Source organism: Staphylococcus sp. ZWU0021 (assembly GCF_000798895.1).
GTDB lineage: Bacteria > Bacillota > Bacilli > Staphylococcales > Staphylococcaceae > Staphylococcus > Staphylococcus saprophyticus.
Genome location: NZ_JTLN01000027.1, coordinates 421,397 through 445,766, shown reverse-complemented (window position 1 = coordinate 445,766; position 24,370 = coordinate 421,397). Strand labels below are relative to the sequence as shown.

Annotated in this window: 26 protein-coding genes, 1 pseudogene and 1 riboswitch; of the genes and pseudogenes, 23 read left to right on the top strand and 4 right to left on the bottom strand. The window is 32.4% G+C overall.

Annotation, left to right across the window (positions count from 1 at the left end):
• Nucleotides 1-19: 19 nt before the first annotated feature.
• The 4 genes from L987_RS07545 (at nucleotide 20) to gcvPB (ending at nucleotide 4,603) form a co-directional block, all read left to right on the top strand.
• Nucleotides 20-493 (top strand): shikimate kinase, encoded by a 474-nt coding sequence (locus tag L987_RS07545; protein ID WP_002483192.1) that lies wholly within the window; start codon nucleotides 20-22, stop codon nucleotides 491-493.
• A riboswitch (glycine riboswitch) is annotated at nucleotides 490-601 on the top strand. It overlaps the preceding gene by 4 nt.
• Before the next feature lie 75 nt (nucleotides 602-676).
• Nucleotides 677-1,768, top strand: a complete 1,092-nt coding sequence (gene gcvT, locus L987_RS07540) for a glycine cleavage system aminomethyltransferase GcvT (protein WP_011303027.1) — start codon at nucleotides 677-679, stop codon at nucleotides 1,766-1,768.
• Nucleotides 1,769-1,785: 17 nt separating this feature from the next.
• On the top strand, nucleotides 1,786-3,138 hold the full coding sequence (gene gcvPA, locus L987_RS07535; protein ID WP_047503899.1) for an aminomethyl-transferring glycine dehydrogenase subunit GcvPA: 1,353 nt from the start codon (nucleotides 1,786-1,788) through the stop codon (nucleotides 3,136-3,138).
• The gene (gcvPB, locus tag L987_RS07530; RefSeq protein WP_011303029.1) at nucleotides 3,125-4,603 is read left to right on the top strand and encodes an aminomethyl-transferring glycine dehydrogenase subunit GcvPB; all 1,479 of its coding nucleotides are present in this window, start codon (nucleotides 3,125-3,127) and stop codon (nucleotides 4,601-4,603) included. The genes gcvPA and gcvPB overlap by 14 nt, the downstream gene beginning before the upstream one ends.
• Nucleotides 4,604-4,725: 122 nt before the next feature.
• Here the strand turns inward: gcvPB and L987_RS07525 are convergent, their stop codons facing one another.
• A complete protein-coding gene (locus L987_RS07525; RefSeq protein WP_011303030.1) occupies nucleotides 4,726-5,112 on the bottom strand; it encodes a rhodanese-like domain-containing protein in 387 nt (128 codons plus the stop codon).
• A 173-nt stretch (nucleotides 5,113-5,285) separates the two neighbouring features.
• On the opposite strand from L987_RS07525, the gene L987_RS07520 reads away from it, so the two are divergent.
• Nucleotides 5,286-6,116, top strand: coding sequence for a lipoate--protein ligase family protein (locus tag L987_RS07520; protein ID WP_011303031.1), 831 nt, complete (start codon nucleotides 5,286-5,288; stop codon nucleotides 6,114-6,116).
• A 59-nt stretch (nucleotides 6,117-6,175) separates the two neighbouring features.
• Here the strand turns inward: L987_RS07520 and L987_RS07515 are convergent, their stop codons facing one another.
• Both L987_RS07515 and L987_RS07510 read right to left on the bottom strand, forming a co-directional pair.
• Nucleotides 6,176-6,397 (bottom strand): SA1362 family protein, encoded by a 222-nt coding sequence (locus L987_RS07515; RefSeq protein ID WP_011303032.1) that lies wholly within the window; start codon nucleotides 6,395-6,397, stop codon nucleotides 6,176-6,178.
• Between the two features lie 21 nt (nucleotides 6,398-6,418).
• On the bottom strand, nucleotides 6,419-7,006 hold the full coding sequence (locus L987_RS07510) for a hypothetical protein (RefSeq protein ID WP_011303033.1): 588 nt from the start codon (nucleotides 7,004-7,006) through the stop codon (nucleotides 6,419-6,421).
• Between the two features lie 103 nt (nucleotides 7,007-7,109).
• On the opposite strand from L987_RS07510, the gene L987_RS07505 reads away from it, so the two are divergent.
• From L987_RS07505 to L987_RS07465, 9 genes are all read left to right on the top strand, one after another.
• Nucleotides 7,110-8,168, top strand: coding sequence for a M24 family metallopeptidase (locus L987_RS07505; protein ID WP_047503896.1), 1,059 nt, complete (start codon nucleotides 7,110-7,112; stop codon nucleotides 8,166-8,168).
• 28 nt (nucleotides 8,169-8,196) lie between these two features.
• The gene (gene efp, locus L987_RS07500) at nucleotides 8,197-8,754 is read left to right on the top strand and encodes an elongation factor P (protein WP_002483201.1); all 558 of its coding nucleotides are present in this window, start codon (nucleotides 8,197-8,199) and stop codon (nucleotides 8,752-8,754) included.
• A gap of 277 nt (nucleotides 8,755-9,031) precedes the next feature.
• Nucleotides 9,032-9,511 carry an acetyl-CoA carboxylase biotin carboxyl carrier protein gene (accB, locus tag L987_RS07495; RefSeq protein ID WP_002483202.1) on the top strand — a complete coding sequence of 160 codons (480 nt, stop codon included), beginning with the start codon at nucleotides 9,032-9,034 and terminating at the stop codon, nucleotides 9,509-9,511.
• Entirely contained in the window at nucleotides 9,511-10,869 is a 1,359-nt protein-coding gene (gene accC, locus L987_RS07490; protein ID WP_002483203.1) for an acetyl-CoA carboxylase biotin carboxylase subunit, read from the top strand. The genes accB and accC overlap by 1 nt, the downstream gene beginning before the upstream one ends.
• A gap of 12 nt (nucleotides 10,870-10,881) precedes the next feature.
• Entirely contained in the window at nucleotides 10,882-11,244 is a 363-nt protein-coding gene (locus L987_RS07485) for an Asp23/Gls24 family envelope stress response protein (RefSeq protein ID WP_002483204.1), read from the top strand.
• 113 nt (nucleotides 11,245-11,357) lie between these two features.
• On the top strand, nucleotides 11,358-11,744 hold the full coding sequence (gene nusB, locus L987_RS07480; RefSeq protein WP_011303036.1) for a transcription antitermination factor NusB: 387 nt from the start codon (nucleotides 11,358-11,360) through the stop codon (nucleotides 11,742-11,744).
• Nucleotides 11,745-11,758: 14 nt separating this feature from the next.
• Complete coding sequence (gene xseA, locus L987_RS07475) at nucleotides 11,759-13,096, top strand: exodeoxyribonuclease VII large subunit (protein WP_047503891.1); 1,338 nt, start codon at nucleotides 11,759-11,761, stop codon at nucleotides 13,094-13,096.
• The gene (locus tag L987_RS07470) at nucleotides 13,089-13,334 is read left to right on the top strand and encodes an exodeoxyribonuclease VII small subunit (RefSeq protein ID WP_002483207.1); all 246 of its coding nucleotides are present in this window, start codon (nucleotides 13,089-13,091) and stop codon (nucleotides 13,332-13,334) included. Before xseA ends, L987_RS07470 begins: the two co-directional genes overlap by 8 nt.
• On the top strand, nucleotides 13,324-14,211 hold the full coding sequence (locus tag L987_RS07465) for a polyprenyl synthetase family protein (protein ID WP_011303039.1): 888 nt from the start codon (nucleotides 13,324-13,326) through the stop codon (nucleotides 14,209-14,211). Before L987_RS07470 ends, L987_RS07465 begins: the two co-directional genes overlap by 11 nt.
• A 162-nt stretch (nucleotides 14,212-14,373) precedes the next feature.
• On the opposite strand, the pseudogene L987_RS13505 reads toward L987_RS07465, so the two are convergent.
• Nucleotides 14,374-14,604: pseudogene (locus tag L987_RS13505) on the bottom strand (IS110 family transposase); the annotation flags it as partial.
• A 225-nt stretch (nucleotides 14,605-14,829) separates the two neighbouring features.
• Between L987_RS13505 and ahrC the strand changes: the two are divergent.
• The 9 genes from ahrC to brxB all read left to right on the top strand — a co-directional run bounded on the left by ahrC (nucleotide 14,830) and on the right by brxB (nucleotide 24,369).
• The gene (gene ahrC, locus L987_RS07460) at nucleotides 14,830-15,282 is read left to right on the top strand and encodes a transcriptional regulator AhrC/ArgR (RefSeq protein WP_011303040.1); all 453 of its coding nucleotides are present in this window, start codon (nucleotides 14,830-14,832) and stop codon (nucleotides 15,280-15,282) included.
• A 21-nt stretch (nucleotides 15,283-15,303) separates the two neighbouring features.
• On the top strand, nucleotides 15,304-16,986 hold the full coding sequence (gene recN, locus L987_RS07455) for a DNA repair protein RecN (protein WP_047503888.1): 1,683 nt from the start codon (nucleotides 15,304-15,306) through the stop codon (nucleotides 16,984-16,986).
• A 143-nt stretch (nucleotides 16,987-17,129) separates the two neighbouring features.
• On the top strand, nucleotides 17,130-17,948 hold the full coding sequence (locus L987_RS07450) for a phosphate acyltransferase (RefSeq protein ID WP_011303042.1): 819 nt from the start codon (nucleotides 17,130-17,132) through the stop codon (nucleotides 17,946-17,948).
• 224 nt (nucleotides 17,949-18,172) lie between these two features.
• A complete protein-coding gene (locus L987_RS14165; RefSeq protein ID WP_142921915.1) occupies nucleotides 18,173-18,397 on the top strand; it encodes a hypothetical protein in 225 nt (74 codons plus the stop codon).
• 591 nt (nucleotides 18,398-18,988) lie between these two features.
• Nucleotides 18,989-20,410 (top strand): dihydrolipoyl dehydrogenase, encoded by a 1,422-nt coding sequence (lpdA, locus tag L987_RS07445; protein ID WP_047503885.1) that lies wholly within the window; start codon nucleotides 18,989-18,991, stop codon nucleotides 20,408-20,410.
• A gap of 16 nt (nucleotides 20,411-20,426) precedes the next feature.
• On the top strand, nucleotides 20,427-21,425 hold the full coding sequence (locus L987_RS07440; protein WP_011303044.1) for a thiamine pyrophosphate-dependent dehydrogenase E1 component subunit alpha: 999 nt from the start codon (nucleotides 20,427-20,429) through the stop codon (nucleotides 21,423-21,425).
• The gene (locus L987_RS07435; RefSeq protein ID WP_002483214.1) at nucleotides 21,418-22,401 is read left to right on the top strand and encodes an alpha-ketoacid dehydrogenase subunit beta; all 984 of its coding nucleotides are present in this window, start codon (nucleotides 21,418-21,420) and stop codon (nucleotides 22,399-22,401) included. The genes L987_RS07440 and L987_RS07435 overlap by 8 nt, the downstream gene beginning before the upstream one ends.
• A gap of 12 nt (nucleotides 22,402-22,413) precedes the next feature.
• Nucleotides 22,414-23,697 (top strand): dihydrolipoamide acetyltransferase family protein, encoded by a 1,284-nt coding sequence (locus L987_RS07430; protein WP_011303045.1) that lies wholly within the window; start codon nucleotides 22,414-22,416, stop codon nucleotides 23,695-23,697.
• 234 nt (nucleotides 23,698-23,931) lie between these two features.
• Nucleotides 23,932-24,369, top strand: a complete 438-nt coding sequence (gene brxB / locus L987_RS07425; RefSeq protein ID WP_002483216.1) for a bacilliredoxin BrxB — start codon at nucleotides 23,932-23,934, stop codon at nucleotides 24,367-24,369.
• Nucleotide 24,370 lies beyond the last annotated feature (1 nt).

Here is a 24,370-nt window from a genome sequence, read left to right as displayed (position 1 = left end):
ACTCATACTTATTGGATTTATGGGAACAGGTAAGACAACTTTGGGTCAATTTCTAGCAAGTAATAATCAACTCTCCTATATTGACTTAGATGAACATATAGCAATACAGGAAAATAAATCTATCCCTGAAATTTTCGAAGCCATTGGTGAGCAAGGATTTAGAAAATTAGAAAATGAATATCTACAAGAATGTGTTCAACGTTATGATATCATTTCAACCGGCGGTGGTATAATAGAAGGCGATGAATCATTCCGAATATTAAAAGAACAGCCAAAAGTAATCTGGTTAGATTGTGATATAGAAATTCTTTACAAAAGAATTAAAAATGACAGCAATAGACCAAATGCAAATAATAAATCGTTATTTGAATTAAAAAGCTTGTATTCATCTAGGGTTTCAAGATATAATGAAATCGCATTCATAAAAGTAAATAGTAGTCAATCTCTTTCAGATTTACAAAATGATATCATGGAAGCGATTGTTTGCGAATGATCAGTATTAGAGAGAATGGTAGTTATACTTAATATAACTTAACTTTAGTCCATCGCCGAAGGTGCAAGTTTTTACGAAACTCTCAGGCAAAAGGATAATACTGTAACGCATTCCTGAAATATTACAACAGGGTAGTTTAGGCTACCCTGTTTTTTTATTATATAATCTTTAGGAGGTTTCTTCATGTCCAATGAACTTAAAAAAACACCACTATATCAAACTTTTGTAGATAGTGGGGCTAAAATCGTAGAATTTGGTGGATGGGCTATGCCAGTCCAATTTTCTAGTATTAAAGAAGAACATAATGCAGTTAGAACTGAAATGGGTTTATTTGACGTAAGTCATATGGGAGAAATTATCATAAAAGGTTCAGATGCTTCTAATTTAGTACAGTATTTGCTTTCAAATGATACTGACAATGTAACAACGCATAAAGCGCAGTATACAGCTTTATGTAATGAACAAGGTGGCATCATTGATGATTTAATTACTTATAAATTAGAAGAAAATGTTTATCTTTTAGTTGTTAATGCTGGAAATACTGAAAAAGATTTTGAGTGGATGTACGAAAAAGCTAAAGCATTTGATGCTGAAGTTATTAATGTATCAACTGAATATGGTCAACTAGCTATACAAGGGCCAAAAGCACGTGATTTAGTCCAACAATATGTAAATATTGATGTATCTGAAATGAAACCATTTGAATTTGAACAAAACGTTGAATTCTTTGGTAAAAATGTAATACTGTCACAGTCTGGATACACAGGTGAAGATGGATTTGAAATATACTGTAATGCAGACGATGCACCATATTTGTGGGATGAAATTCTAAAAAATGATGTGACACCATGCGGTTTAGGTGCTAGAGACACATTAAGATTAGAAGCTGGACTGCCATTACACGGTCAAGATTTAAGCGAAACAATCACACCATATGAAGCGGGTATAGCATTTGCTGCAAAACCATTAATAGAAGCCGATTTTATTGGTAAATCAGTACTAAAAGATCAAAAAGAGAATGGTTCTAAACGAAGAACAGTAGGATTAGAAATGATCGACAAAGGTATTCCAAGAACAGGGTATGAAGTATATGATTTAGACGGTAATCAAATTGGAGAAATTACTTCAGGTACGCAATCACCTTTAACTGGTAAATCAATTGGACTAGCCCTAATCAATCGAGATGCTTTTGAAATGGGAAAAGAAGTTGTTGTACAGGTTAGAAAAAGACAAGTTAAAGCTAAAATTGTTAAAAAAAATCAGATTAGTAAATAAATCAAAGGGGTGTTACTGTGAGTCATCGTTATATTCCATTAACTGAACAAGATAAAAAAGAAATGTTGGATACAATCGGAGCAAGCTCTATAAGTGAATTATTTGGAGATGTTCCAAAAGATATTTTATTAAATAGAGAGTTGGCCATACCAGATGGTGAAGCTGAAACGACATTGACAAAACGCTTAAGCAGAATTGCAAGCAAAAATGTAACTAAAGAAACGCATAGTTCATTTTTAGGCGCAGGTGTTTATGATCATTACGCACCAGCAGTTGTAGATGCAATGATTTCTCGTTCTGAATTTTATACTGCTTATACTCCATACCAACCAGAAATTTCGCAAGGTGAATTACAAGCTATCTTTGAATTCCAAACATTAATTTGCGAATTAACAGATATGGATATTGCAAACTCATCTATGTATGATGGTATTACAAGTTTCGCAGAAGCATGTATTTTAGCATTTAATCAAACGCGTAAAAATAAAATAGTTGTTTCAAAAGGACTACATTATCAAGCTTTGCAAGTATTAAAAACTTACGTTAAAACTCGAGAAGAATTTGAAGTTGTAGAAGTAGACCTTGATGGTACAATTACAGATTTAGAAAAATTAGAAAATGCAATTGACGATGATACAGCGGCAGTTGCTGTGCAGTATCCAAACTTTTATGGATCTATTGAGGATTTAGAAAAAATACATTCATTTATTGAAGACAAAAAGGCACTGTTTATTGTTTATGCCAATCCACTTGCTTTAGGTTTATTGACACCGCCAGGTAGTTTTGGAGCGGATATTGTTGTAGGAGACACACAACCATTTGGTATACCAGCGCAATTTGGTGGTCCGCATTGTGGTTTCTTTGCAACAACGAAAAAATTAATGAGAAAAATACCGGGACGTTTGGTTGGACAGACTGAAGATGGAGATGGAAATCGTGGTTTCGTTTTAACGCTACAAGCACGTGAACAACATATTCGTCGAGATAAAGCCACTTCAAACATTTGTTCAAACCAAGCATTAAATGCATTAGCTTCTTCAATTTGCATGTCCGCATTAGGTAAACAAGGTATTTATGACATTTCAGTACAAAACTTTGAAAATGCTAATTATGCAAAAGCACAATTTAAAGAAGCTGGTTTAGAAGTTTCAAATGGCACATCATTTAATGAATTTGTCGTGAAGTTTAATAAACCTGTAAAAGATATTAATGATGCATTACTACAACAAGATATTATTAGCGGTTTTGATTTAAGTGAAGTCTCAAAGGATTATGAAAATCAAATGTTAGTAGCAGTAACAGAATTAAGAACTAAAGATGAGATAGATACATTTGTTAAGAAAGCAGGTGAATTAAATGGTAGTAAGTAAATCTAGTCCATTAATATTTGAACGTTCTAAAAAAGGTCGTTATGCATATTCGTTACCCAAAAAAGAAATAGATAACGGTGCAGTAGAAAAATTATTAGACGACAAATTTATAAGAAAAAATAAAGCAGAACTACCTGAAGTCGCTGAATTAGATTTAGTACGTCATTATACTGAGCTTTCTAATAAAAACTTTGGTGTTGATTCAGGATTTTATCCTTTAGGTTCATGTACAATGAAATACAATCCAAAAATCAATGAAAAAATAGCAAGAATACCAGGATTCGCCGAGTCACATCCACTGCAAGATGAATCACAAGTTCAAGGTTCTTTAGAAATAATTCATAGTTTACAGGAAGAACTTAAAGAAATAACCGGTATGGATGAAGTAACGTTGCAACCAGCTGCCGGTGCACATGGTGAATGGACTGCATTGATGATATTCAAGGCATTCCATCAAAAAAATGGTGAAGGACATCGTGATGAAGTTATTGTACCTGACTCCGCACATGGTACTAACCCAGCTTCTGCAGCATTTGCTGGTTTCAAAGCGGTTACAGTTAAATCGAACGAACGCGGTGAAGTTGATATTGACGACTTAAAAAGAGTTGTAAATGAAAACACTGCAGCAATTATGCTTACAAATCCTAATACATTAGGTATATTTGAAAAAAATATTATGGATATAAGAAATATTGTTCATGAAGCTGGCGGATTATTATATTATGATGGTGCGAATTTAAATGCCATTATGGACAAAGTAAGGCCAGGAGACATGGGGTTTGATGCGGTACATCTTAACTTGCACAAAACATTTACTGGACCTCATGGTGGCGGTGGACCAGGTTCTGGACCAGTCGGTGTGAAAAAAGAATTAGCTAGTTTCTTACCAAAACCAATGGTAGTCAAAGAAGACGATGTATATAAATATGATAATGATATCGAAAATTCTATAGGACGTGTAAAACCTTTTTACGGTAATTTTGGTATCTATCTAAGAGCTTATACTTATATTCGTACGATGGGGAATAAAGGACTTGAAGAAGTTTCTGAGGCAGCTGTATTAAATGCAAATTATATTAAAGCTCGATTGAAGGATCATTTCGAAATCCCTTATCCACAATATTGTAAACATGAATTTGTATTAAGTGGTTCAAAACAAAAAGAACACGGTGTCAGAACGTTAGATATGGCTAAACGATTACTTGATTTCGGTGTTCATCCACCAACAATTTACTTCCCACTTAATGTTGAGGAAGGTATGATGATTGAACCAACTGAAACAGAATCTAAAGAAACCCTTGATTATTTCTGTGATAAAATGATTGAAATTGCAAATGAAGCAAAAGAAGATCCAGATAAAGTCTTAGAAGCACCACATACAACAATCATAGATAGATTAGATGAAACTAAAGCAGCTAGACAACCTGTTTTAAAATTTGAAAATCTTCGTTCTGAAAAAGAATAAGTATTATATTAAATAAATCCGGATAATTAATTATCCGGATTTATTTTTGTCTATTTTAATAAAAAACGAGTAACTATACATGAAATATAGTGACTCGCTTATTATTAAGTGAAATATTTAAACTACTTTTTAGATTTGATTTTACCAGTCCATTTTTTGTATCCGCCTTTAAGCATATAAACATCTTTATACCCATTTTTCTTTAAAGTTCTAGCGGCACGATAACTGGCAATGCCATTAGCATCGCACAGATAAATAGGTTGATCTGTTCTCAAACCTTGATATCTTTGTTTAAACATAGTAATTGGTATGTTACGCGCACCATTGATGTGGCCGTAATCATAATCTACTTTTTCTCTTACATCAATAACTTGAGCTTTACGCAAACCATTATGGAATTCATTTTGGTTTAATTCTGTGACTGCTCTTTTATTAAGAAGATAATTGATTAGCATGTAAGCGATAATAATTATTAAAACTGCTAACGCTATAAACCAAAAATTACTCATCTTGCATCCTCCCTAATTAACCGATATTATATATTATAAGACTGTTAGCCCAATTTATCAAAATATTTTTGCTTTTGATTAATAAGAAAGACTGACAAACTTATACAATTATTGAAAACGATAACACAAAATATATGTTATCACAATTTAATTTAGCGATTGGAGTTTTGAATGTGACAGAAACATGGAATTTTATCAATACTGGGAGTAAAGATCCTTATTTTAATATGGCGATGGATGAAGCCTTACTGAATTTTGTTTCCAGAGGGGAAATAGATCCTGTCATTAGATTTTATACTTGGGATCCTGCAACATTATCTATTGGTTACTTTCAAAGGCTTACAAAAGAAATTGATATCGATAAAGTTGAAGAAAAAGGATATGGACTTGTCAGACGTCAAACAGGCGGTAGAGGTGTGCTACATGACAAAGAATTAACTTATAGTGTCATTGTTCCAGAATCACATCCAGACATGCCCTCGACGGTTACAGAGGCTTATAGAGTAATTTCTGAGGGATTGTTAGAAGGGTTTAAGCATTTAGGTTTTGATGCTTCATTTGCCATTCCTCGCTCGAAAGAAGAAAGAGCTAAACTCAAACAACCAAGAAGTGCTGTATGTTTCGATGCTCCGAGCTGGTATGAATTAGTAGTAGAAGGTAGAAAAATAGCAGGTAGCGCCCAAGTTAGACAAAAAGGTGTTATTTTACAACACGGTTCGTTATTGCAAGATGTGGACATTGACGATCTATTTGACATGTTTATATTCAAAAATGAGCGTTTAAAAGATAAAATGAAACAAGCCTTTGTAGACAAAGCAGTCGCCATTAATGATATTTCAGATCGATATATTACACTAGAAGAAATGGAAGAAGCTTTTGAAATTGGATTTAAAAAAGGCTTAGACATCAATTTCAAACCACTAGAGCTTAATCAAAACCAAAAAGAAGAAATAAATACCTTAATTGAAAAGTATAAATCGGATGAATGGAATTATAGAAAATAAATGAAAAAGTATTAAAAAGCGCAACGACATTCAATGTCGTTGCGCTTTTAAAATAGCACTTATTTTTTCTTTCTATTTTGTCTTTTATATTTACGTTGCGCACGCTTATATTTACGTTGATCTTCTGTCAAAAAGAAGAAATAATAAATTGCGTAAATAATTCCAGCAAATACCGCTAAGCTAATTGCCATTCTTACAAAACTAAAAATAAATGCATCTAAATTAAGAATTAATCCAACTACTGCCACGGCGATGACAATATAAAATATCGCTTGTTTCACTTAAAACACTCCTATGTGATTCTAACTTTGACTATTATTGATACTTATAGTTGATAAAGCATTTTGTCCCTTTTGAATTTTTTTCTTATCTTTGCCATTGTAACCTTCTCTAATATCACTCATTGCATCACTTAATTTTTTATTGAGTTTAGTAATGTCTTTATTTTTTTCCTTGTCATCACTACTCATTTTTTCTTTATTTATATCGTTTTTGTACGTAGTAAAGGCTGTATCAATTTTATTAGTGATATCGGTAAGTTTTTCTTGAATTTTTTTATCACCTTTATTTTTCGTGACATCACTTTCAATTACATCGTACTGTTTAATAGATTTAGCAATGTCTTGATAATATGTAGAAGATGCTTTTAAGTTTGTAACTTTCTTATTGTTATTTTTAGCTGTAGCTATGTTTTTTTTATCTTTTTCCAAAGCTGTGATGTTACTTTTTTCTTTACTAATTTGTTGTTTTAAATCCTGAATGTTACTTTTCAACTTATGATTTTCATCGCGAAGTTGCGTGGTCTTTACTTCTAGTGGCCCTAAATTTTGACTACCACAACCAACTAACAAACATGAAGCACCTAAAATAGCTACAATTTTTTTCTTCATAATACGCTCCTAATTCAAAAACTATAAATTTATATAATAATTATGCTATCATTTTAATGTATAAATGGAAAATGTACAAATTTATTAAATAGGAGGAAGAAAGATGACTAGAATTGAAAAATTAAATTCTGCCTTAGAAACAAAACATTTAGAAGCAGCAGTCATATTATCAGATTTTAACAGAAGATATTTATCCGGTTTCACAGGTACAAGTGGTGCATTAATAATAACGAAAGAACAAAATTTATTAATTACTGACTTTAGATACATAGAGCAAGCCACTGCGCAAGCACCAGATTTTAAAATCATCAAACAACAAGGTTCCTTAATTGATGAAATAAAGCAACAACTTGAAAACTTAAGTGTGCAAAATGTCGGATTTGAAGGTAATCTAGTTAGTTATGATACTTACTTACAATTGAGTATAGCCTACATTAGTTTAATTAGTATTAGTGGTGTAATTGAAAAAATTCGTGAAGTAAAAAATGAAGCAGAAATTCAGCTAATACAAAAAGCTTCAGACATTGTTGATGAAACATTTGAGTATATATTAACTGTTGCAAAAGCTGGTATGACGGAACAGCAACTAAAAGCAAAGTTAGAAAGTAAAATGTTAGAATTAGGCGCAGAAGGGACATCGTTTGATACCATAGTCGCTTCAGGCGTAAGAGGAGCTTTACCACATGGTGTAGCTAGCGATAAAGTAATTAATCATGGTGAAATGATCACCTTAGATTTTGGTGCTTATTACAAGGGCTATAGTTCAGACATTACACGAACATTTGCAATCGGTGAGCCAGACCCACAACTTAAAGAAATCTACAATATTGTTTTAGAAGCGAACTTAAAAGGAATAGAAGCAGCTAAAAAAGGCATTACAGGTAAAGCTCTAGATGCAGTAGCAAGAGATTACATTACGGAAAAAGGGTATGGAGATGCCTTTGGACATTCGTTAGGTCACGGTATAGGGTTAGATGTTCACGAAGGTCCCAATCTTTCTAGAAAATCTGAAACTGAATTAGACGTCAATAATTGTGTTACAATTGAACCTGGCATTTATATAGATGGTCTAGGTGGCGTTCGTATAGAAGATGACATTTTAATTAAAGAAAATGGCTGTGAACGCTTTACTAAATGCTCTAAAAACCTTATTATTTTATAGAAGACCTTATAATCGAGGAGGAAACTGAATGATTTCGGTTAATGATTTTAAAACAGGCTTAACAATATCAGTAGATAATGGTATTTGGAAAGTATTAGATTTCCAACACGTAAAACCAGGCAAAGGTTCTGCTTTTGTACGTTCTAAGTTACGTAATCTAAGAACGGGTGCAATCCAGGAGAAAACATTTAGAGGCGGAGAGAAAGTAGAAACTGCTTTAATTGAAAACCGTCGTATGCAGTATTTATATGCAGATGGTGATACACATGTTTTCATGGATAATCAAACGTTTGAACAAACAGAATTACCAGCTGACTATTTAGAATATGAACTTAACTTCTTAAAAGCTAATATGGAAGTTCAAATTCAGTCTTATGAAAATGAAACATTAGGTGTTGAATTACCTAAAACAGTTGAACTTACTGTAACTGAAACAGAACCTGGTATCAAAGGTGATACTGCAAATGGTGCAACTAAATCAGCAACAGTAGAAACAGGGTATACGTTAAATGTACCTTTATTTGTAAATGAAGGCGATGTACTTGTGATTAATACTGGTGACGGTAGTTACATCTCAAGAGCATAATAGTTTAATTTTGTATTTACTTATCGAAATTACATTTAAAAAAACCTTTCCAATGCGCTATACTTTGGAAAGGTTTTTATTATGTTAAAATAGATAGAATCAAATAATATTATTTAAAATTGCACTAATAGTTTACTTTTGAAATAAGGTATAGTTATATGGAACACTACAAAAGTGAATCAGTTTAATATAGAAAGTATGTATATGCTTGAATTGAGCATATCTCTAAAGTAAAATAAACTAGGTAAATGAAAACAATCTGAAGGAGTCAGTATTTATGAATTTTAAAGAAATTAAAGAATTAATTGAAATTCTTGATCAATCAAGTTTGACTGAAATTAATATAGAAGACAAGGGCAATGTTGTTAATTTAAAAAAAGAAAAAGAAACTGAAATCATTACACCACAAATTTCACAACAACCGATGCAACAATTAGCGCCGCAACAAGGTGTAGCATCAAATCCAGTAGCTACAGGTAGTACAGAAGAAACTACTAGCGATGCAAGTACAACTGACGATAACCTACAAACTATTAATGCGCCAATGGTAGGTACATTTTATAAATCGCCATCACCAGAAGAAAGTGCTTACGTACAAGTTGGTGATTCTGTTACAAACGAATCAACTGTCTGTATATTAGAAGCGATGAAATTATTTAATGAAATTCAAGCCGAAGTAACTGGGGAAATTGCAGAAATTTTAGTAGAAGACGGTCAAATGGTAGAGTATGGCCAACCGTTATTTAAGGTGAAATAATGAATAAAATTTTAATAGCAAATAGAGGAGAAATTGCAGTAAGAATCATTCGTGCATGTCATGAACTTGGATTGCAAACAGTGGCAATATACTCTGAAGGAGATAAAGACGCACTACATACTCAAATTGCTGATGAAGCATATTGCGTTGGCCCAACTCAATCTAAAGATTCTTACTTAAACATCCCAAACATTTTATCAATAGCAACTTCTACTGGATGCGACGGTGTTCATCCAGGGTACGGGTTTTTAGCAGAAAATGGAGATTTCGCAGAATTATGTGAAGCATGCCAGTTAAAATTTATTGGACCTAGCTATGAATCAATTCAAAAAATGGGGATTAAAGATGTAGCTAAAGAAGAAATGAAACGTGCAGAAGTACCTGTAGTTCCTGGTAGCGAGGGGTTAGTTCAAGATATCAATGAAGCTAAAAAAATCGCTACTGAAATTGGCTATCCAGTAATCATTAAAGCAACTGCTGGTGGCGGTGGTAAAGGGATTAGAGTGGCACGTGACGAAAAAGAACTTGAAACTGGTTTTAAAATGACACAACAAGAAGCAGAAACCGCATTTGGCAATAATGGCTTATATCTAGAAAAATTCATTGAAAATTTCCGTCATATTGAAATACAAATTATGGGTGATAGCTTTGGTAATGTTGTACATTTAGGTGAGCGTGACTGTACAATTCAACGAAGAATGCAAAAATTAGTTGAGGAAGCTCCTTCACCGATACTTACCGAAGAAAAACGCCAAGAAATGGGAAATGCAGCAGTCAGAGCAGCAAAAGCCGTAAATTATGAAAATGCTGGGACGATAGAATTCATTTATGACTTAGATACGAATGACTTTTATTTTATGGAAATGAACACGCGAATTCAAGTTGAACATCCAGTTACAGAGATGGTTACGGGTGTAGACTTAGTTAAACTACAATTGAAGGTTGCAATGGGTGAAAAACTTCCTTTCAAACAAAAAGATATTAAAATCGAGGGACATGCAATGGAATTCAGAATCAATGCTGAAAATCCATATAAAAATTTCATGCCTTCTCCAGGTCAAATCACTCAATATTTAGCTCCAGGCGGTTTTGGTGTGAGAATTGAATCAGCTTGTTATACTAATTATACGATTCCACCTTATTATGATTCTATGGTAGCGAAACTCATTGTTCATGAACCAACACGAGAAGAAGCAATTATGACAGGTTTACGCGCACTAGGTGAGTATCTTGTTCTTGGCATTGATACAACAATCCCATTCCATATTCGTTTACTAAATAATGATATTTTTAGAAGCGGCGTATTTAATACGAAGTTTTTAGAAACACATAATATTATGGATGATCAATCTAAATAGGAGGTAATTGACATGGTCAAAGTTTCAGAAACCTCACATTCCCAATTAGGTAAAATAGAAATAGCACCCGAGGTATTAACAGTCATAGCTAGTATTGCCACTTCAGAAGTAAAAGGTATACAAGGGCATTTTAAAGAATTAAAAAAAGGCAGCATTGAAAACATTAGCAAAAAACAGCTTAGTCGCGGTGTTAAAGTAGATACAAATGATGAAGGCATCTATATCGATGTATATTGTTCATTAGCGTATGGTATCAATATATCGGAAACTGCTAAAAAAATTCAACAAGCTATTTATAATTCGTTAACGACGATGACAACAATTGAACCTAGTCAAATCAATATTCATATTACACATATAGAACCAATAAATTAAAATTATAAAAGCAAATTTACTTTAAATTCATTTTGCGAAAAGCGATTGCTTCTATTTTAAGCATCTCTTTTCGTTAATGGTTTACTATAATACTATGCTTGAAGGAGTTTATAATGAGTCGAAAAGAATCCAGAACGCAAGCCTTTCAAACTCTATTTCAACTTGAAATGAAAAATAGCGATTTAACAATTGAAGAAGCAATCAGTTTTATTAAAGATGATAATCCAGATTTAGAATTCGAATTCATCAGTTGGTTAGTAACTGGTGTTAAAGATCACGAAGTTGTGCTAGATGAAAAAATCCAACCTCATTTAAAGGACTGGACTTTAGCACGATTGTTAAAATCTGATCGAATTATCTTAAGAATGTCTACATTTGAAATGTTACATAGTTCAACACCACAAAAAGTAATTATCAATGAAGCTGTTGAATTAGCAAAACAATTCAGTGATGATGATCATTACAAATTTATAAACGGTGTATTGAGCAATATTGAATAGAAGAGTGATATAACATGTCAGAATATTTAAGTGTAACTTCGTTAACTAAATATATTAAATATAAATTTGATCAAGATCCTCATTTACAATCCGTATTGATTAAAGGCGAATTATCTAATTTTAAAAAGCATAGTAGTGGACATCTGTATTTTAATGTAAAAGATAAAAACAGTGTCATCAGTGCAATGATGTTTAAAGGAAATGCATCAAAAATTGATTTTGAACCTAAAGAAGGGGACGAAGTGCTATTAGAAGCACGTGTTTCTGTCTATGAACGTCGTGGTAATTATCAAATATATGTTAATAAAATGCATATGGATGGAATAGGTAATCTTTATCAAAAATTAGAGCAGTTAAAAAAGAAATTAACTAAAGAAGGCTTTTTTGATCAAAATCATAAGAAAGTGATACCTAAATTCCCCCAAAAAATAGCTGTGCTAACAGCCGGAACTGGCGCTGCAATACGAGATATTCATACGACTATTAATAGTAGGTATCCGTTAGCAGAACAAGTTCAGATCAATACACTTGTTCAAGGAGAACAAGCTAAAAGCGACATTATTGAAAAAATTAATCAAGCTGATGCTTTGAATGTTGATACAATTATTATCGGTCGTGGCGGAGGCTCTATCGAGGATTTATGGAATTTCAATGAAGAAGATGTCGTTAAAGCCATCTATAATTGTCAAACACCGATTATTTCCGCAGTAGGACATGAAACTGATTTTACATTAAGTGATTTTGTGGCAGATGTAAGAGCAGCAACACCAACTCAAGCAGCAGTATTGGCTACGCCGGACCAATATGAATTACGTCAATATTTACAGCAAGCTAATTTATCATTGACTCGATTTATCAAACAATATATGCAGCAAAAACGAAAACATTTGGAACATGTTGCATCTTATTATAAATTCCAAACGCCTTCACTACTTTATGATCAACAAATACAAAAACGTGATGATCTTGAGAAACAACTTAAGTTGTCTTTGAATTTGAAAATTAAAAATCAGCAACAACAATTACAGTTACTCTTTAACAATTTCAATTTAAAAACGTTTAAACAACGTATTAAAAGAGACCAATTAACAAATAATCAAAAACGTGTTGAATTAAGTAAAGTCATGCATAATTTACTTGATAATCAAAAAAACAATCTTGCTAGAAAACTAGAAAATCTTAATAATTTAAGTCCTACTAATACTATGTTGCGTGGTTATACAATCGTAAATAAGGATGATAAAGTTATTACCAGTACGAAAGACTTGGCTGAAAATGATAATATTGTGTTAACAATGAAAGATGGCTTTGTTGATGCACAAGTAAAGAAAGTAAGGTGTAATGATGAGTAATAGTAATACACAAAGTTTTGAAGAAATGATGAAAGAACTAGAAACAATCGTTCAAAAATTAGACAATGAAAATGTTTCTTTAGAAGAATCTTTAAACCTATATCAACGTGGTATGAAATTATCGGCTACTTGTGATGAAACATTAAAAGATGCTGAGAAAAAAGTAAATGAATTGATGTCTGATGAAAATACTGACAATAATGACGATACTGAGAAGGTAGATAGTGATGATGAATAAAAAAATGGAACATTTAACTGAAGAAGTTAATCAATTGTTATCTGAAACAATTCCAAATTCAAAACTAAATACTAATCTAGAAGAAAGTATGCGTTATTCACTAGAAGCAGGTGGTAAACGCATAAGACCTGTATTATTACTGTTAACTTTAGAAATGTTAACAGATCAGTATAAAAAAGGATTTTCATCAGCACTTGCACTAGAAATGATACACACATATTCATTAATACATGATGATTTACCACCAATGGATAATGATGATTATCGTAGAGGTAAATTAACAAACCATAAAGTATTTGGAGAGTGGAAAGCAATACTAGCAGGTGATGCATTACTAACTAAAGCATTTGATATGATTGTAAACGATGATTCACTTAATGATGTTGCTAAAGTTAAATTAATTAAACGTTTATCCTTTGCTAGTGGCCATCTGGGTATGGTAGGTGGTCAAACGCTTGATATGCAAAGCGAAGGTGCAGAAACAAATATTGATCTAGACACTTTAGAGAAAATTCATAATGCAAAAACAGGTGCACTATTAAAATTTGCAGTCATGGCAGCAGTCGATATTGCTGAACCAGAAAATGAAGTTTCCAATGCTTTAGAATCATATAGTGAACATTTGGGATTAATGTTCCAAATCAAAGATGATTTATTAGATATTTATGGTGATGAAGCAAAACTTGGTAAAGCTGTCGGTAGTGATATTGAAAATGATAAAAGTACCTATGTTTCACTTTTAGGCCAACAAGGGGCTGAAGACAAATTGAAACATCATACAGACAAAGCTTACAAATGTTTAAATCAATTACCAAAACAATATAATACTGACAATTTAGTTTATATTATAGAACTTTTTAATAATCGTGAATCATAAAATCAAATGTATTTATTTAAGAGTCTGGGACAAAAATGGATGTTTCAGACTCTTTCCTACGATTAGTCAACTGGTTATATAGTAAATTAAGTATACTAAATAAACCTTATGATTTAATATTTTTAAATAAGGTGTTAATCTATATTTGTAATTATGATTATTTTAATGTGGGGACATTTGATAGTCATATTGCTTATTATTGGTAACTAAATAATGAATTGTTTTTAACAAGCGATTCATACAAGCTACCATGGCAGTCTTATGAGTTTTCTCATGAGGCTGCTTTTTAATTTATAGTAATAATCAATAATGTGATTATCGTAATGTCGCTGACTCCGAATTATATTCATCACAACGAAAAATAACGGTCTCCGTTTTTTTATTTCCTTGTTTTATTTAGTTTTGTACTATTCAATAAATATTCAGCATACGCATAATATGATATAAGTCATGATTGAAATGCTTCATATTTAGAATCACTGAAAAAGTATTGTCAAGACTATAATTACAACGGAATATCCATTTAAGTAAGTAAAATTACAAACCGTCTTTAGTAGTCGAATGCTATGGCTTGTGGTAAAATCAATGTATAAATATTCGTTTATAGAGGTGCTATATATGGCTAAAAAATCGGTAAGACATATAAAAATAAGAGAAATAATTTCAAATGAAAAAATTGAAACACAAGATGAATTAGTAAAGCGATTAAATGAATATGAATTAAATGTTACCCAAGCGACCGTTTCTAGAGACATTAAAGAACTACAACTTATAAAAGTTCCCACGCCAGCGGGACAATATGTTTATAGTTTACCAAATGATAGAAAATATCATCCTTTAGAAAAATTGGGTCGTTATTTAATTGACTCATTTGTAAATATTGATGGAACCGGTAATTTATTAGTATTAAAAACACTACCAGGTAATGCGCAATCTATTGGTGCAATATTAGACCAAATCGATTGGGAAGATGTATTAGGTACAATTTGTGGTGACGATACTTGTTTAATTATATGTCGAGATGATGCTGCAAGCGAGAAGATTAAAACACGCATCTTTAATTTATTATAAGTATAAGGAAGTGTTAAAAGGATGCTCCAAACGCTATCTATAAAACAATTTGCAATTATTGATGAACTCGAAGTTCATTTTGGTGATGGATTAACTGTCCTAAGTGGTGAAACAGGTGCTGGTAAATCAATTATAATTGATGCAATTGGTCAATTAATTGGCATGCGTGCTTCATCTAACTATGTACGACATGGTGAAAAAAAAGCTATTATTGAAGGTATTTTTGATATTGATGAGAGCAAAGAAGCAATTTCTATATTAGAAGCTCTAGATATTGATATCGACGAAGATTTTCTTCTAGTAAAAAGAGAAATTTTCAGTACTGGCAAGAGTATGTGCAGAGTTAATAATCAAATCGTAACTCTACAAGATTTACGTAAGATTATGCAAGAATTACTAGATATTCACGGTCAGCACGAAACACAGACACTATTAAAACAAAAATATCATCTGCAACTTCTTGATAATTATGCTGAAGACAAATATAAGAAATTACTAAATTCGTATGTGGCTACTTTTGACCAGTACAAAGCCAAAAAGAAAGAACTAGAAGATTTAGAGTCTGCGGACCAGGCTTTATTACAACGTTTAGATTTGTTGAAATTTCAACATGAAGAATTACAAGAAGCAAATTTGGTTGAAGGTGAAGTTAAGCAACTCGAAACTGATATTAAACGTATACAAAATTCTGAAAACCTAAACTTAGCATTAAATAATGCACACCTCACATTAACTGATGAACATGCAATAACAGATCGATTATATGAATTAAGTAATCAATTACAATCAATTAGTCATATTTTACCTGAAAAATATGATTCATTGAAAGAAGAGGTGGATCAATTTTATTACACCTTAGAAGACGCTAAACATCAGTTATATGATGAATTAACGAATACAGAGTTTGATGAACAATATTTAAATGAACTAGAGTCTAGAATGAATGTACTCAATGATTTGAAAAGAAAATATGGCAAGGATATTAGTGAACTTATTACTTACCAAAGTAAACTGGCTAATGAAATTGATAAAATTGAGAATTATGAAGAAAGTACCTCTCAATTAAGACAAGAAATTGATACTTTATACGATAAAGTAATTAAATTAGGTGAACAATTATCTAAAGAGCGACGTAGTGTTGCACAAACATTAAGAAATCATATTGTAGAAGAAATTCAAAACTTACAAATGAAAGATGCTAACCTAGAAATTTCATTCAAACCACTAGATGTTCCAAACCGTGAAGGTATTGAATTTGTTGAATTTTTAATTAGTCCTAATAAAGGTGAGCCACTTAAAAGTTTAAACAAAATCGCATCTGGAGGCGAATTATCTAGAATTATGTTGGCGCTTAAAACCATTTTTGTCAAAGCAAGAGGTCAAACAGCAATATTATTTGATGAGGTTGATTCTGGCGTTTCTGGTAAAGCTGCACAAAAAATGGCAGAAAAAATGAAAGACTTAGCTACTTATATTCAAGTTATATGTATTTCACATTTACCACAAGTAGCAACGATGAGTGACCACCATCTATTTATAAGCAAAGACACTACAGATGACCGTACAACTACACATGTACAACAATTATCTGGCCATGAACGTGTAACGGAAATAGCAAGGATGATATCTGGCGCAAGCGTTACAGAACTCACACGTCAAAATGCGAAAGAAATGATTGAGCAAAACCAACGTTTACGTGAATAAGCAAAACGTAATTTCTTAATTTATTATAAAAATTAATTTTATAAAATAAGAAAGGTGTTGATTTTCATGCAATATCAACATTTAATTGAGCCTAAAAAAGTGTTAAAGGTGATGTTGCCATTTTATTTGCCAACGATGAAAAAATGTTATCTGTAGTTATAGATGCATTATTGCTAACAGATATTGATGTTTATCTCTATGATACGCAAGACCCTACCGAAATTATCCGATCATTTGACGTCGAAGTACAAAGATTAAATAGAATTCATATCCTAACATTTGAGGATGAGAACAAATTATTTCAACAGTGTGCACATGATTTAGCTACTGGTAAAGCGTCTTTATTAATGAAGGGAAATATTGTGTCTTCAACTTTATTAACATTTGTATTAGGCAATAAAAATTTTGTTGATTATCATGGTTTTTTAAATCACGTAGCATGTTTTCACATCCCTAATTATCACAAAACGCTTATGCTGAGCGATTCAGCTTTTAATATTAGTCCTACAATTGAAGAGAAGAAACAAATAATTAATAATTTATCAAAATTTGCAATGTCACTAGGTTATGAAAAATTTAAAATTGCCTTGCTTTCGTCTGTAGAAAAACCAATTAAAAAAATACAATCTTCTTTGGATGCTGTGAAATTAAAGCAAATTTTCAGTCGGAAACAATCGGAATTTTTATTCGTTGATGGTCCTTTTGTATTTGAAAATGCAATTAGTATGCAAAACGTGATTAAGAAAAATATTAAATCGTCGGTTGCAGGGGACGCCGACGCATTACTCGTTTCACATATTGATGTTGGTAATGCATTGTATAAATCATTTACTTATTTCGGAGAAGCACGCGTTGCAAGTTTAATATTAGGGGCAAAATTTCCAATCGTATTAACATCTCGTTCAGATACAAAGCAAAATAAATTAGACTCCTTACTTTTAGCGCTAAAAGTGTTAAACTAACGTAATTTTTCTATTGAAGTGTCATATTATATTTTTCGGGATAGGTTATTAATTTTATAATGCCTTTAATTGATGTAAAATATAAATGGATATCATAAATTGGTTAATATTACCGTAGTTTTGAAAACTTAAAACTTGAATTCATGTAGCATTAATCAATATTTTCACTTTAAATGAACCAAGGTATTCCGTATAACATTAAAAATTAAATTACAGTTGTGTTTATGATATGGGACGTCCTGACATTCTATTTAACGCAAGTTGATCATTCGCCTAAAATTTTTAAATATGGTGTACATGTAGCGAAACTGAGTGGTATTATTGTTTATGGTTTTAGATGTTCATTAATGATGTTTTTTACCGATGCGCTTATAGTAATTGAGGCATTAATGATTATAACGATAGGAAGACATCTTAGGGAAAAGAATGCCGACATTTTCACGTATTAATTTCAAAAGTGTTTGCTTGATTAAAAGGTAATGTTTATTTAAAGATTTAATCTTGATATCACTATTATTGACATACTTTTTTGAAATTGTATTACAGTTGGTTCATAAAAAATTGAAAATATATTCGATAACGATGATTAATTATCTAGTACATGACTTTTAAATGTATGTAGCGGGAATGTTCAAAAACCAGATGATACAATTACAATTTTACACTTAAAGAAATGAATCACTTTTTAAGTAAAAAGGTGGTTTCATTAGTGTGTTCTAAACAATTGATTGAATACTACTAATCAACTGAATAAGTATCTAAGCCATATAATTAATATATTTTCGATATATGAGTGAGTCAAAAGGTGAAAATCATTACATGGAGTTACATAGGCGTATTAAGCTGAAATGAGTCGAATGGTTTACATGAAGCATTAAAATTTAAAGAACAGGGTTTAGAAAAATTTAAAATCTTAGTTTCTTGGATTACAATAGAACCTATTTATCCAGGTTACAGCGCAAAGGCAACTATGGCAATAGGTACATGAATAGTATTAACAATAGCTGAAATTGCTGAGGTTTATAGTTAGGAGCAAAAAAATGTCAGAAGAAAAATATGATTTAGTGATACTAGGTGGAGGCACTGCAGGTTATGTATCTGCAATTAGAGCATCACAGCTAGGAAAAAAAGTGGCACTTGTAGAGCAATCGCTTTTAGGTGGAACTTGTTTACATAAAGGATGCATACCGACAAAAGCATTATTAAAATCCGCAGAAGTTATGAGGACAATATCCAATGCTACTGATTATGGTGTGGATGTGGATAACTTTAGAGTTAACTTTTCTCAGATGCAATCAAGAAAAAATGATATCGTCAATCAGATGTTTAATGGTGTAACACATTTGATGGAACATAATAAAATTGATGTGTTTAATGGCGTTGGCCGTATATTAGGCCCTTCTATATTTTCACCTCAAAGTGGTACAGTATCTGTAGAATTTGAAAATGGTGAATCAGAATTAATACCTAATAACAATGTACTTATCGCTACTGGATCACAACCAATGGACTTACCATTTTTGCCGTTTGATCATAAAATTGTCTTATCTAGTGATGACATCTTAAAATTAGAAGCGTTACCTAAATCACTAGCCATTATTGGCGGGGGTGTTATAGGTTTAGAATTTGCGTCTTTAATGACTGATTTGGGAGTAGACATAACAGTCATCGAAGCAGGAGAACGTATTTTACCTACTGAAAGTAAATCAATTGCCAATACATTAAAGAAAGAATTAACACAACGCGGTGTTTCGTTTTATGAAAATACACAACTTACTGAATCGCAAATTACAATTGAAGCAACAAGTATTGATATTAAATTAAATGAAGAAGTCACTCATTTTGAAAAAGCTTTAGTGGCAATTGGTCGCAAACCAAATACCGAAGATATTGGCTTAAATAACACAAAAATAAAATTGTCTAATAGCAATCATATTATCGTCAATGAATTCCAACAAACAGAGGACAAACATATATATGCAGCAGGTGATTGCATTGGAAAGTTACAACTTGCTCATGTAGGTTCTAAAGAAGGTACTACAGCAATTGAACATATGTTTGATAAATCACCTTTATCATTGGATTATAATAAGATGCCAAAATGTGTGTACACACAACCTGAAGTAGCGAGTATGGGACAAAATCTAGAACAAGCAAAAGCGAATAACTTAAATGCAAAAGCTATTAAAGTGCCGTTTAAAGCGATTGGTAAGGCAGTTATTGAAAATGTTACAAATCAAAATGGCTTTTGTGAAATCGTAATCGATCAAGATAATGATACTGTACTTGGCTTAAATATGATTGGGCCTCACGTAACAGAATTAATTAACGAAGTGTCATTGTTGCAATTTATGAATGGATCAACTTTAGAACTTGGATTAACAACACATGCCCATCCATCACTTTCAGAAGTGTTAATGGAACTAGGCTTAAAAGTTGAAAACAGATCGATTCACGTTTAATTAAGGAGGAAATAAGATGTTTGATTATAAATCGGTTGGACTTGAAGCGTCCGACTTACAAACGATGTATAAATGGATGGACTTAGGTCGTAAAATAGATGAGCGCATGTGGTTATTAAATCGCGCAGGGAAGATTCCATTTGTCATTAGTTGTCAAGGACAAGAAGCTACTCAAATTGGGATGGCATATGCTATGCGTGAAGGTGATATATCTTCACCTTATTACAGAGACTTAGCATTTGTAACTTATATGGGTATGACAGCATTAGACTCAATGTTGGCTGCATTTGGTAAACGTGATGATATAAACTCTGGTGGTAAACAAATGCCTTCTCATTTTGGGAAAAGAGAAAAAGGTATATTATCACAGAGTTCACCTGTTGGGACACAAATTGTACATGCTGTAGGTGCAGCGTTAGCTTTAAAAATGGATAAAAAACCAAATATTGCAATGGCAACGGTTGGTGAAGGTAGTTCGAACCAAGGTGATTTTCATGAAGGCCTTAACTTTGCTGGTGTCCACAATCTTCCTTTTATTTGTGTAATAGAAAATAATAAATATGCCATATCTGTTCCTGATTCTTTGCAATATGGTGCTGAAAAATTATCTGACCGTGCCATTGGTTATGGTATGCACGGGGAACATGTTGACGGTAATGATCCCATTGCAATGTACAAAGTGATGAAAGAAGCGCGTGAACGTGCATTGAATGGTGAAGGTTCAACACTTATTGAAGCTATGTGTACTAGAATGACTGCGCACTCATCAGATGATGATGACAAGTATCGTACTCAAGAAGAACGAGATGGTTTAAAATCTTTAGACTGTAACCTCAAATTTAAAACATTTCTGCTTGAAGAAGGTATTATCGATGAAGCATGGTTAGAAAAAATCGAAACGGAACATAAAGAAATCGTAAACCAAGCAACAAAAGAGGCTGAAAAAGCACCTTATCCATCTCCAGAAGAAACTTACACTCACGTTTACGAAGAAGGGAGCTCAATCAATGCCTAAATTAAGCTATTTAGAAGCAATTCAACAAGGATTAGATCAAGCCATGGCTAAGGATGATGACGTATTCGTCTTAGGTGAAGATGTTGGTAAAAAAGGCGGTGTATTTGGTGTTACTTTAGGTTTACAACAAAAATATGGTGAAGCACGTGTTTTAGATACACCACTTGCAGAATCTAATATTGTTGGTACTAGTATTGGCGCGGCGATGTTAGGTAAACGACCAGTTGCAGAGATTCAATTCGCTGAATATATTTTACCAGCCACAAATCAAATTATGAGTGAAGCTGCAAAAATGAGATACCGTTCAAATAATGATTGGCATTGTCCGATTACGATTCGCTCTCCATTTGGTGGTGGCATACACGGTGCGCTTTATCATTCACAAAGTGTCGAATCTATTTTTGCTAACACACCTGGTCTAACAATCGTAATTCCTTCTACACCTTACGATGCAAAAGGGCTTTTACTGTCATCAATAGAGTCTAATGACCCAGTGTTATATTTCGAACACAAAAAAGCTTATCGGTTATTAAAAGAGGAAGTCCCTGAATCTTATTATACGGTGCCAATTGGTAAAGCTGATGTTAAACGTGAAGGTGATGATATTACAGTATTCACTTATGGACTTTGTGTGAATTATTGTATTCAAGCAGCTGATATGCTTGCTGAAGATGATATCAATGTTGAAGTAGTTGATTTACGTACAGTGTATCCATTAGATAAAGAAACGATTATTGAAAGAGCCAAATTAACTGGTAAAGTGTTGTTAGTTACTGAAGATAATCTTGAAGGTAGTGTCATTTCTGAAGTTGCTGCCATTATTGCAGAAAATTGTTTATTCGATTTAGACGCACCAATTATGAGACTTGCTGGACCTGATGTTCCTTCTATGCCATTCGCACCACCACTTGAAGATGAGTTTATGATTAATCCAGATAAGATAAAAATTAAAATGCGTGAACTCGCAGAATTCTAAGGAGGCACTATAATGGAAATAAAAATGCCTAAACTCGGTGAAAGTGTGCATGAAGGCACAATAGAACAGTGGTTAGTTTCAGTAGGCGATAAAGTTGAAGAATATGATCCACTATGCGAAGTTATTACTGATAAAGTAACTGCAGAAGTACCTTCATCATACGCCGGCACAATTCGTGAAATAATCGTAAATGAAGGTACTACTGTTGCTGTTGACGAAGTCATTTGCATATTAGATGCAGACGACCAAACACTTGAAACTGCCACTGAAAATGAGACAGAATCAGAAACACAAGATAATACATCAAATGAAGATATTGAAAAAGATCATCAGGATAGTGAATTAACAAATCAATCTGCTAATGCTCAAAGTAGTGAAGCTAAAAATAATGGTCGTTATTCTCCAGTTGTATTTAAATTAGCTTCTGAAAATGATATCGATTTATCGCAAGTTGTTGGTACTGGTTTCGAAGGTCGTGTAACTAAAAAAGATATTGAAAAAGCAATCAAAGAAGGTACAAGTAAAACGTCTTCTAATATCATTTCACCTAAAGATTCGCCTAAAGTTTCTAAACAAGCAGTATATAATGAACCATCACCTGGTTCATCTATACCTGTAAATGGCGTTCGTAAACAAATCGCGCAAAATATGGTCAATAGTGTAAATGAAATACCACATGCATGGATGATGGTAGAAGCAGATGCCACTAACTTAGTAAAAACGCGAAATTATCATAAGCAAAGTTTTAAAGAAAGTGAAGGTTACAACTTAACATTTTTCGCATTCTTCGTTAAAGCTGTGGCTGAAGGATTAAAAGCATATCCATTACTTAATAGTAGTTGGCAAGATTCAGAAATCGTTATGCATAAAGATGTGAATATCTCGATTGCTGTGGCAGATGAAGATAAATTATATGTGCCAGTGATTAAAAATGCTGATGAAAAATCAATTAAAGGTATTGCTAGAGAAATAAATGAGTTAGCACAAAAAGCTAGAAATAAAAAATTACGCTCAGAAGATATGCAAGGTGGAACATTCACTGTAAATAATACTGGAACATTTGGTTCAGTTTCATCAATGGGTATCATCAATCACCCTCAAGCGGCGATACTACAAATTGAATCAGTTATTAAAAAACCAGTTGTTATTGATGATATGATAGCTATTCGTAATATGGTCAATTTATGTATTTCAATTGATCACCGTATCTTAGATGGCTTACAAGCTGGTAGATTTATGAATTTCGTTAAAACACGTATTGAACAATATTCAATAGAACATACGAGCATTTATTAATATATAAAATAATTAACCAATGTTAGATAAGAGTATAATCATGTGATATCAAACTTAATGTTATATATCATGTGATTGTGCTTTTTTTATATCATTAATTAAATGAACAGGTTTGATTTAAAATGATTATTTAAATATTAGGAAATGATACAATATAACGCACACCTGTTGAAGTATTCTATATATATTAGTAGAATAAAAGTATTAATCTAGAAATGAAAGGTGAAGTTGATTATGGACTTAAATTTTGATTTATATATGACAGACGTTGTTAATCAAGCTAGAAATGAAATTGAAGAAGCTGGTTATGAACAATTAACTAGTGCAGATGAAGTGGATAATGTATTAAAACAAGAAGGCACTTCTTTAGTAATGGTCAATTCTGTATGTGGTTGCGCAGGCGGTATTGCTAGACCAGCAGCAACACATGCTTTACATTATGATAAATTACCTGATCGTTTAGTAACAGTATTTGCGGGTCAAGATAAGGAAGCAACTCAACGTGCTAGAGATTACTTTGAAGGTTATGCACCATCAAGTCCTTCATTCGCATTGATTAAAGATGGTAAAGTAACTGAAATGATAGAAAGACATCAAATAGAAGGTCATGACGTAATGAACGTCATCACACAATTACAAAATTTATTCGATAATTATTGTGTTGAAAAATAGA